We start from the raw sequence: 1921 nt of genomic DNA, 5'->3' as shown, positions 1-1921 counted from the left end.
TTCATCGCTCTGGCCAGCACAGTCATCACTGTCCGCTGCCTGATCCGACGCGCCTGGACCCTCTACCGCTGGGACACCCGCCCTCGAAACCCCCGCATCCGATGACCTACTGGCGGACACCCTTAGCGCGCTCGAACGCGAACCGTACGGGAAAGTTACGACTCTTCACCCCTTCCGGTGGCGCGACGGACAACCGTCCGTCGCGCCTTCGGCATATCCGCTTGAGTTCGTACCCGGCGGGTCGCCGGACCGACGGAGACCGCCTGAAACGGGAGATCGGGGGTGCCACTCGTGCGGATCGGACTGCTCACGGAAGGTGGTTATCCGTATGCGACGGGGGAAGCGAGGCTGTGGTGCGACCGGCTCGTGCGCGGGCTTCCCCAGCACGAGTTCGAGCTCTACGCCCTGAGCCGCAGCGCCGAGCAGGAGGAGCGCGGCCGGGTGCCGCTGCCCTCCCACGTCACCCGGGTGCGGACCGCCCCGCTGTGGGCACCGGCCGACGACGGGCGCAGCTACCGGCGCCGCGAGCGCCGCCGCTTCGCCGCCGCCTTCACGGAACTGGTCCGCGGGATCTGCGGAGCCGACCCCGCGCGGTTCGCGGACGGGCTGTACGGGCTGGCCGATCTCGCCTCGGAACAGGGCGGGCTGTGCGCGGCACTGCGCTCGGAGACGGCCGTACGGGCGGTGGAGTCCGCCTGTCGCGCGCCGGAGGCGAGCAGGGCCGTACAGCGGGCGCAGGTCGCGGACCTGCTGGAGTTCGTGGACGAACTGGAGCGGATGCTGCGGCCGTTGTCCCTGGACTGGTACGAGGACCTGCGCGAGGTCGACGTCTGCCACGCGGCCGCGGGCGGGGTGGCGGCGCTGCCCGGACTCCTGGCCAAACGCTTCTTCGGAGTGCCGCTCCTGGTCACCGAGTACGGGGTCCAGCTACGGGCCCACTACCTCGCGCACTCGGCGCACTCCGCGCGGGACGAGCGGCCGGCCGTACGGGCCCTGCTCGCGGCCTTCCACACCCGGCTGGCCGGCGAGATCTACTCCCAGGCCGACCTGCTCACCCCCGGCAACGCGCACGCCCGGCGCTGGCAGGAACGCTGCGGCGCCTCCCGCGACCGGCTGCGCACGGTCTACCCCGGGATGGAGGCGGACCGATTCGCCGGGGTCGGCGAGGACCCCGCGTGCGGGGACCCGCACACGCTCGTCTGGGTCGGCCGGGTGGACCCCGCCAAGGACCTGATCGCCCTGCTGCACGCCTTTGCCGAAGTGCGCAGGGCCGAACCGCGCGCGCGGCTGCGGATCTTCGCGACGCCGGTCGGAACGGGGACCGCGGGCTCCGCCGGTGCGGCCGGGGCGGGGAACCACGCGGTCGGGCACGGGTACCTGGCCGACTGCCGCTCGCTCGCCGCGCAGCTCTTCCCCGACGAGGCCGCCGACGCGCACGCGGTCGGCGAGAACCCGGTCACCTTCGAGGAGATCGGCGGCCCCGACGCGCCGTCACCGGCCCACGCGTACGGCTCCGGGCGGGTGGTGGTGCTCTCCTCCGTCATCGAGGGCTTCCCCATCACCCTGGCCGAGGCGATGTTCTGCGCCCGGGCCACCGTGTCCACCGACGTCGGCGCCGTCGTCGAGGTGATCGGCGGGACCGGGCTCGTGGTGCCGCCGCGCAACCCGCGCGCGCTCGCCGAGGCCTGCGTCTCGCTGCTGCGGGACCCCGAGCGGGCCCAGCGGCTCGGGTCGGCCGCCCGGGCCCGGGCCCTCGAACTCTTCACCGTCGAGCAGAACGTCGCCGCCTTCCAGGAGTCCTACCTGCGGCTGCTCGCCCGCGGCCCGGCCCGCCCCGACGGCACCGGGGTGCCCTTCGAGCAGCCGCCCGAGGCCCGGGTCCCGGGCCACTGGGCCACCCCCACCTGGGCCACCCCCCACC

1 protein-coding gene and 1 pseudogene are annotated in these 1921 nt (G+C 74.3%); both read left to right on the top strand.

All coding sequences use genetic code 11. From position 1 onward, the window contains the following. Positions 1-105 (top strand): annotated as a pseudogene (locus AC061S_RS44325) (IS5/IS1182 family transposase); the annotation flags it as partial. Positions 106-291: 186 nt separating this feature from the next. After that, positions 292-1921 (top strand): DUF3492 domain-containing protein (locus AC061S_RS44320; RefSeq protein ID WP_478691557.1); only part of this gene is annotated, 1630 nt, incomplete at its 3' end.

The organism is Streptomyces sp. CA189 (assembly GCF_056428985.1).
The sequence above is the reverse complement of the archived record's forward strand: the minus strand, read 5'-3'. Positions and strand labels throughout refer to the sequence as shown.